Raw genomic sequence first — 9,880 nt, forward strand, 5'->3', positions numbered from 1 at the left:
TGGAGAGGCCCATTACTTTTCCATTAATAAATGTTCGACGTACTCAACGCAAGTTCGTTTATTTTAACTTCCGGGTTACTTACCACTTGTTGAAATATGGAAATAAAGTGTTTTTGAATCTGTTCAACGGTAGATAGGTCATACACATTGGCATTATACATCAATATGATCTTCATGTTCTCATGGGGCTTGACGATCAAAGTAAAATCAAAACTATTGTGTTCTGTACCCCCAACATTCATAATTTCAAGCGGTATTTCGCCTTTTTGACCCAAACTCTCCATTCGATGCTCTACCGGGAAGTTCTGATATACAACAACATGGTTAATCAGAGATTGTTTTTGCTTGGTCAGATTTTGAATATCATATAACGAATACGTATCATACGCATGTGAATCCACAGCTTGTGCCTGATTCCTTTTCATAAAAGATATAAATGACTCATCGGCCTGAGCCTGCATACGAACCGGAATCGCATTAATAAATAATCCAATCATGCTTTCGATCCCAGGAATAACAGGCGGTCTGCCCGATACAACACTTCCGAATACAACATCATTGCTTTCATTGTATTGCTGCAACAATACACCCCAAGCAGTCTGAACTAACGTATAGAGCGTTACATGCTGCTGTTCCGCAATCTGTTTCATTTGTTCGATTAGTACATCATCCAAATAACAGTTTAGCGTTCTGGAATCCTGTCTTTCATGTTTCGGTTTGATTTTTTCTCCAGGCAATTTCGTTTGCCCTTCATAACCTTCCAGGTAATGACTCCAATAGGTTATTGCACCTTGATGATCTTGCTGTTCCAGCCATTCAATGAATTGACTATACGGTGTTAATAGAGTCACTTGAGGCTTTCTATTTTCCCGAATCGCAAAATAATTTTCAAATATCTCTTTGCTTACCAGAGACATACACCAGCCGTCCATCAAAATATGGTGAAAACTCCATATGACGCGGTATTCCTCATGCTTTGTTCGTAAAACAGACATGCGTATTAGCGAATCTCGTTGTAAGTCAAATCCTCTTGCCTTGTCCTGCTCAATATACTCGTCAACATACGTTTTACGTTGCAGCTCACTTGTGCCAGCTACATCTTCATAGATAAATTCAAATTCCTTCTCTTGATACACAATTTGAAGAGGGATGTCCACGAAATCACTGTAAAAATTAGTTCTTAATATCGCATGCCTTTGCATTAATTGATCCAAACTTTGCGCAAAAGAGGCAACATCGAAATCACCACGCATATCAAACATGATTTGTACAAAGTAAGCGCCCGAAATTGGATTCCGTTCACTTTCGTACAACATTTCCTTCTGTAATGGTGTAAGTGGGTACACATTTTCGATTCGACCGATGTGCCCAGTTTGTTCCACGATTTGATCCAATTGATCAATGGTTAATGACTTGCATGAAATATCACTTGGCGTAAGCTCGGTTTGTTCCTTCGTTACACAATGTTCAACGACTCTATTAAGACCTTCCTTATAGAGACAAGCCAATTGCTCCATCGTTTCCCGGCGATATTGTTTTTGACTATAGTTAATGGACAGCGACAACCGACCCTCTGTAACAATGCCATTCATATTAAGTACAAAAGGTCTCTTGTTGTTTTCACTTACGGATGGTCCGCTGGAATAATGCGAGAATTTAATGCCATCTTGGCCCGAATCCTGATTCACCTGTCCCATATAGTTGAAACTAATTTCGGGATTTTTCTCTAACTTGAATCCTTCATTTCCATGTGACAAATACCTCGAAATCCCGTAACCAATGCCTTTAGTTGGGATCTGACGCAGTCTTTCCTTGACGGTCTTAATCCTCCTTGATAAGTCAGCCCCGGACTCCATCGTAATCATAACGGGGTACATGCTCGTAAACCATCCCACTGTACGCGTAATGTCCAGCTCTGGCAGGATGTCTTCTCTACCGTGCCCTTCCAGATTTACAAGAATTTCTCCCATGCCTGTCCAATCATGAACTGCCATTCCCAATGCCGTTAGCAATATATCATTAATTTCCGTATTGTACGCATGATGTGTCTGCTTTAATAATTGCTCCGTTTCCGCTGCTGTCCAATGAATGGTGATCGTTTCACTATCTTTGCCAATCGTCTCATCACAATCCATATCTTTTGGCAGCGGGCTTAGCTGGGCCTGCTCCACACGACTCCAGTATGGATTCTCTTGCTTCATCGCCGGGCTATCTGCAAACGTAGACAATTGTTCTGCCCATTGTTTAAACGAGGTCGTTTTTTGAGGAAGCTGGATTTCTTGGCCTCTCAAGAACTGATCATGTCCTGTCTGAATATCTTCATATAAAATACGCCATGAAACCCCGTCTACCAACAAATGATGGATGGCAATAAGCAGGTGATCCCCTACAGCACATTGGAACAACCCAAGTTTGATCAAAGGCCCGTGAGACAGATCCATACCGCTCTGAATTTCTTTTGCTTTATTTTCAATGAACGATGCAGGATCTGCTTCTGTTTTGAGATCAACGATTTCAAGGCTGTATAATCCATCTTCGTCTGCCCCTCGATTCCACGCTTCATATCCACCTTCAGGCGCTTGACGATAAAGGATGCGGAGAGCATCATGCTGTTTAACGATCTTATCCATGATGCTGTGAATAAAGCGGACATCAAACCCTTTTTCACGAAAGAACATCATTTCCTGATTGTAATGATGTGCGTCCACCATATTTTGATCAAAGAACCAGCGCTGAACAGGTGTCAGCATCACTTGTCCCCTAACTTCCCCTTGGTCAGAAATAGTACTCACAGATGTAACGTGTTCACTCAACTCTGCTACTGTTGGATAGGTGAAGAAATGCTTCATTTCCACTTTATACCCTGCTTGAAGCAGTCGTGAGGAAACTTGAATACATTTAATCGAATCGCCCCCGAGTTCAAAGAAATGATCTGATGTGCTAATCTTTTGAACACCAAGCACAGCTTCCCAGGCAGAGACGATCGCTTGTTCTACAGCGTTCTGCGGCGCCATATACTCGGTCCCTTTTTGCATATGTTCTTGTGGAGATGGCAATGCCTTTCGGTCAACCTTTCCATTGGAAGTTAACGGTATATGCTCTAATTGAACAAAATAAGACGGGATCATATAATCCGGAATTTCATGAGATAATGCCATTCTGATTTTCTTCGCTGTCAGTGAGCTGTGGCCTTTCCAATACGCACACAACTGCTTCGAACCATCCTCATGCTCACGGGCAATAACGACTGCTTCCTGAATGAAGTCTATTTGCAAAAGCGCAGTTTCCACTTCGCCAAGCTCAATTCGGTAACCGCGAATTTTCACTTGATGATCGATTCGTCCCAGATATTCAATATTTCCATCCGGCAACCATCTTGCGGCATCTCCTGTGCGATACATTTTCCCTTCTGTAATCCAGGGGTGATCAACAAATTTCTCTGCGGTTAAATCAGGCCGGTTCAGATAACCTCTGGCAAGGCCCTCACCTGCTACAACTAATTCTCCCTGAACACCGATCGGTTGAATGCGTTGATGTTTATCCAGAATATAGGTCTGCAACGTCGGGATTGGTTTTCCAATATTGCTCTTTCCAGCATGTATTTCAATGTCGGTTATTTCCTTATACGTTACATGAACCGTTGTTTCGGTTATCCCATACATATTAATTAACTGGATAAATGGATATTTCAGCTTCCAATCCTTCAATAACACGGGATTGAGGGCTTCTCCTCCAAAAATCACTTTTCTTAATTTCAGATCTGCTGCATGACCTCCCAGTTCTTCCTGAAGAAGATGATAGAAATACGTTGGCGTTTGATTCAATATCGTCACTTGCTCGTCTTTTAACAATTGTAGAAATTGTTCCGGACTTTTTGCCGTCATTTGAGGTACAATAACCAGTTTTCCGCCATAGAGCAATGCCCCATACATTTCCCATACCGAAAAATCAAAGCAAAAAGAATGGAATAAGGTCCATGTATCTGATGTATTAAAATCAAACAAATTTTTACTGTTGAACAACAATCGAACCACATTTTTATGTTCAATACATGTCCCTTTTGGTTTACCTGTCGTTCCTGAGGTATAAATTACATATGCCAAGCCTGTTGGTGCAGCAGTCACTCCCAAGTTGGAATGATCTTCATGATAGGACTCAGGTAGATCCAGGCAAACGACCTCTCCTGCAAAAGAGATGCGTTCTTTCAAATGACTTTGCACTAATAATACATGTACACCCGAATCCTCAAGCATGTAGTTTATACGATCCTCTGGATATTCAGGATCAATCGGCACGTATGCGCCACCGGCTTTCAAAATCGCAAGGATTCCTACAACCATGTCTAGCGAACGATCAGCGATGATCCCTATTAACTGATCATTTTGAATGCCTTTAGCCTTCAACGTTCTTGCCAATTGGTTGGCTTTCTCGTTCAGCGCTTGATAGTTCAAATGTTGATCCTCAAATACAACCGCAACGTGTGCAGGAGTCCTTGCCGCCTGTTCCTCAAACAGTCCATGAATTGTCTTGTCCATTGGATATTCAGCCATAGAATCATTAAACTGTTCCAAAATTTGTGTTTTCTCCTGTGTTGTCGTCAAGTCAATGTCATGGATCGGAATATTCGGATTGTTGACCACTTGCTTCAACATCTGAATCAAATGACCTTGAATGCGTTCTACGCTTGCCCGATCATAGACGTTAGCATTGTAATAGAACATGCATTTCATGGATTGGCCTGGTTTAATAATCAGGTTAAAGTCATAATTCGTTTGTTCATCTGCTTCTACATTCGTAATCCGAAGAGTTGTCTCCTCCTGATCCCCAAACTGTTCCATAATGCCCTGTACAGGATAATTCTCGAATATCAGGATATGATCAATCAAATTTTGCTTTTGCGATGTTTCCGCTTGAATCTCGTATAACGGATACGTGTCATGTGGATGCGAAGCCACAGCTTGTTCCTGATTCCGTTTCATAACCGCTGCAAATGTCTCGTTACCTTGAGTCTGAACGCGTACAGGAATGGTATTGATGAATAAACCAATGATTCGCTCAACTCCGACAATCGCCGCAGGTCTGCCCGACACCACGCTTCCGAATACAACATCCTCACTACCGTTATATATCTGTAGCAACATTCCCCAGGCTGTCTGCATGAACGTATTCAGCGTCACCTGATTCTGACTGGCCACTTGTGCGATTTGTCCGGTTAATTCCTGACTAAGTGCACAAATTATATGCTCTGAATGATATTCATCACTCTTCGTAATTGAATGTTCTTTTGGCAAAGTGGTCTGCTCATCATAACCTTGCAAATAGTCACTCCAGTATTTCAGGGACTCTTCATGATCTTGGTTGTCCAGCCATTCAATATAGTGTTTGTATGGAATCGTACCCTTTGCCTCCAGTTTTCGTTGTTCCTGAATAGCAAAGTATCCATCAAACAACTCCTGGATTACAAGAGACAGGCACCAGCCATCCATCAAAATATGATGATAATTCCAAATGAAACGATAGGTTTGGTCATTCGTTTGCAAGATCGAAATACGCATTAACACATCCTGAGACAGGTCGAAACCTTTTATTTTATCTGCTCTTGTATATTCTGCCACGTATGCTTCACGATCTTCTTCGTTCATCTCACGCAAATCTTCGTATATTAGCCCATTCCGTTTATGACGGTATACCACTTGCAGAGGTCCATTCTTCCATTTGCTATGAAAATTTGTTCTGAGAATCGAATTACGCTGCATCAACTGATCCAGACTCTTCGTAAAAGCTTCCACGTCTAACGAACCATGAAGATCCAGCGTGGTTTGAAGGAAATACGCTTCCGATTTTGAATGAAGCAAATGATGAAAGAACATCCCATTTTGCATCGGTGACAAAGCATATATATCTTCGATTTCACCAATGTGTTCCGATTCTTGAACAAATCCTTCTAATTCTTCAATCGTAATTCCTTTTAACGTTAGATCACTTGGTGTACATTCCGGCTTCTCTTTTGTCACACAATGCATCACTATTTCTTGCAGATGATCTCTAAAATATGTTACTACTCGCTCCATCGTTTCTTTTTGATATTGGGTGCGACTAAACCGAAGTGACAACGTCAATTTGCCTTCCACAATTAAGGCATTCATATCGATAAGAACATTTCTTCTGTGATTGTCGCTTGCTGTTGCTCCGCCTCGATAGGGAGAGATCTGCATCCCACTATTCTGAAGATCCTGATCAAATTGTCCCAAATAGTTAAAACTAATTTCAGGATTCAAGGTAAAGGGCATTTCTTGCTGATGTGCACTTAAATATCGTAAAATACCATAACCAATCCCTTTTTTAGGGATTTGACGAATCATTTCTTTGTTTGTTTTGATGAAAAGAGACATATTTGAACTTGCTTCCATATCAAGTACAACCGGATACTGGCTTGTAAACCATCCGATCGTTCGTGTAATATCGAGATCCGGTAAAATTTGTTCTCTTCCATGTCCCTCCAGATTGACCAGCACTTTATCCATGCCTGTCCATTGGTGAATAGACATGCCTAGTGCATTGAGCAGCAAATCGCTAATCTCCGTTTTATAAGCACGATTCGCTTGTTTTAATAATTGCTCCGTTTCTGCCGCTGACCATTCCATCGTGATTTCTTCACTGTCTTTTTCCAGTGCATGATCCGCTTTAAAATCTGTAGGTAACGGCTTATAGGTTGCTTTTTCAATTTCATTCCAATATACAATCTCTTGCGTTATCGCATCACTGTTCGCATACAACTGGAGCTGTTCTGCCCATAATTGAAAGGAAGCCGTTTTTTGCGGTAGTTGAATGGGTTCGCCATCACTTAATTGTTCATAACCCCTCGATAGGTCTTCGATCAAAATTCGCCATGAAACTCCGTCGATGACTAGATGATGAATAACGATTAGTAGATGATCTCCGTCTGCACATTGAAATACGCCCAGCTTCATCAAGGGTCCACGTTCCACGTTAAACGTGCTTTGCATTTCATTTGCTTTCTTCTCGATTTCTTGAGACGGATCTGCTAATGACTTAAAGTCCATCACTTCAAGTGTATATAAGGATTCCCTTGCCAACCCTTCATTCCACGCTTCATACCCCCGCTCCGTATGGCGATATACCATACGAAGTGCATCATGATGCTCACTCAGTTTATCGAATACACGGCGAAGTGTGGCTTCATGAAAACCTTCTTTCCGATACAACATCACGGACTGATTATAATGATGGGCGTCCACCTTGTATTGCTCAAAAAACCAATGCTGAATTGGAGTCAGCATCACTTTTCCAGTGATGATTCCCTGTTCTGACAGGGTACTTATGGGTTGAACATAGGGAATCAAGCTTGCTATGGTTGGATTTTTAAACAGATGATCCATCTGCACCTGGTAACCTGCTTGATATAACCTCGAAGAAACTTGAATGGATTTAATCGAATCTCCTCCAAGCTCGAAGAAATTATCCAAAATCCCAATGTTCTCTACCCCAAGTACCTCTTCCCAGATCGATACAAGTTGTTGTTCCACCATCGTTCGGGGTGCTTCGTACTCCATGCCCTTCAACATATGTTCTTTGGGAGCAGGCAAAGCTTTGCGATCGATTTTCCCGTTAGACGTGAGCGGCATCTGATCCAGCTGTACAAAATAGGACGGAATCATGTAGTTTGGCAGCTGCTGGGACAGCGCCCCCCGCAGTTCCCCGATCGTGATTGCATCCTCTCCTACCAGGTACGCACATAATTGTTTCGTTCCCGTTTCATCTTCTCTGGCTATGACGATGGCCTCTTTTATCTGGGTACTATTTAGAAGAGCCGTCTCCACTTCACCCAGTTCAATCCGGTGTCCACGAATTTTCTCTTGATGATCTCCCCTTCCTATATACTCTATGTTCCCATCGGGCAGCCATCTTGCGAAGTCACCTGTCTTGTACATTTTCGCTCCCGAAACAAATGGATCATCCACGAATTTCTCCGCCGTCAGATCTGGACGGTTCAAGTAACCTCTGGATAGCCCTGCTCCGGCTACACATAATTCTCCCTGAACTCCAATAGGCTGCAATTCATTCCGTTCTCCTAAAATGTAGACTCTATTGTTCGCAATAGGCTTCCCGATTGAGATATTTTGATCTGCCGACTTGATCGACAGAACTGTGGATACAACACTATTTTCGGTTGGACCGTATTCATTACACACTTCAATCAGTGGATTGATGCGCTGTAATTTGTGTATTAAGGCAGGAACAATCTTCTCTCCCGCAGCCACCACATTTTTCATGGATGCCCAATCTTCCGCGCTTACTTGTTCCAACAGTGTCATCAAGAAACTGGGTGGACTTTGAATGTGCGTGATCTCCTGTTTTTTGATCATCGTATTGATGGCTACAGCATCTTTACACTGTTGCTGGTTTAACAAGTACACTGTCGAGCCAGATATCATCGGACCAAAGAAATGAGTAATAAATGAATCAAAAACGAAAGGATTCAGCATTAATACCCGATCATCTCCGGTAAAATGATAAAAATCCGATTTCCATTGCAGGGAATTCACAATGCTGGCATGTTCAATCATTACGCCTTTGGGATGACCTGTTGTTCCAGACGTGTAGATCATGTATGCCAAATCACTGGAGATCGCTCCATCTTCCAAACTTAAATGATGATCATGGTGATTTATTTCAGAATCCAGAATAACAAATGTCCCTGCATAATGTTCAGGTTTCTGTATATGACTTTGATGCAGCAACCAAGCCACTTTTGAATCCTCAAGGATATAATGAATACGATCTGGCGGATATTCCGGATCGATTGGGACATATGCCCCGCCAGCTTTTAGAATACCGAATAAACCTATGATCATCTCAAGTGAGCGCTCTGCCATAATGCCAACGAACTGACCCGCCTGCACCCCCTTAGCTTGAAGCAATCGGGCCAATTGGTTGGATTTTTGATTTAACTCTCTGTACGTTAACTGTCTATTCTCAAATACGACTGCCGGATGGTCCGGTGTTCGTTCCACCTGTTCTTCAAATAATTGATGCATCGTCTTGTTCTGTGGATACCCCACCCTTGTATCGTTAAAGTCAAATAACAGCTTGTTTCGATGAAACTCCGATAACATATCGACATGACTTAACTCCAGATCAGGTTGGTTCAGCACAACGGATAACAATTGGTCAAGATGTTCTACAACTTGGACCATATACTCTCGATCATAACGATCATCATCATAAACTAATCTTAACTGAATGGAGTCGTTCTCTAGATCAAAGTGGAACATTGTCGCCGCTTTTACGTTATTTTCATCAAGGGCAGGATGAATTTCATTCAACGAAACCAAGGTATGAATTAGAGGTACATGGTTCGAATCATACTGAACATTTAAACGTTCAACCATTTTTCTGAAAGGGATTCGTTGATGCTGAATGGCTTCGGTTAAACTGGTCTTCACTTGATTAAATAAGGATTTGAATGACATCACATGATTGATATTATTTTTTAAGACAAGAACCTTATTCGAAAGCGATAGATCATTGTTCTTTTCTTCCATCGTTGGTATGCCAATAATCATCTTGGTTTCATTCGAGTATTTATATAACAGACACTGAACTCCCGTTAATAAGATCGTATATATCGCCATAGGAGCATTGCGCGACATGGACTTGATTTTATATGAGACATCGGCTGATAAAGACTTATATATATCATTCTGGTGCTGCGTATCGTCTGGGTGTTTGGAGGTTGTCTTGCAATAAGGCAAATGAACAAGATGATCATCATCTTCAAATCGGCTTGCCCAATACGATTCCTGTTTCTTAAAAATAGACATACGGCACCCCGATCACATTTATATTTTTAGTTATT

At 41.6% G+C, this 9,880-nt stretch carries 1 protein-coding gene; it reads right to left on the reverse strand.

The genetic code is table 11. The features are described 5' to 3' along the window. Positions 1-23: 23 nt before the first annotated feature. Positions 24-9,845 (reverse strand): amino acid adenylation domain-containing protein, encoded by a 9,822-nt coding sequence (locus tag NZ043_RS28185; RefSeq protein ID WP_339309847.1) that lies wholly within the window; start codon positions 9,843-9,845, stop codon positions 24-26. Positions 9,846-9,880: the final 35 nt, after the last annotated feature.

This window comes from Paenibacillus sp. FSL k6-2145, assembly GCF_037976585.1.
Lineage (GTDB): Bacteria > Bacillota > Bacilli > Paenibacillales > Paenibacillaceae > Paenibacillus.

Bases quoted from the DNA above. Each gene is read 5' to 3' on its own strand.
- NZ043_RS28185 (WP_339309847.1), bottom strand. From the start codon at position 9,845: ATGTCTATTTTTAAGAAACAGGAATCGTATTGGGCAAGCCGATTTGAA.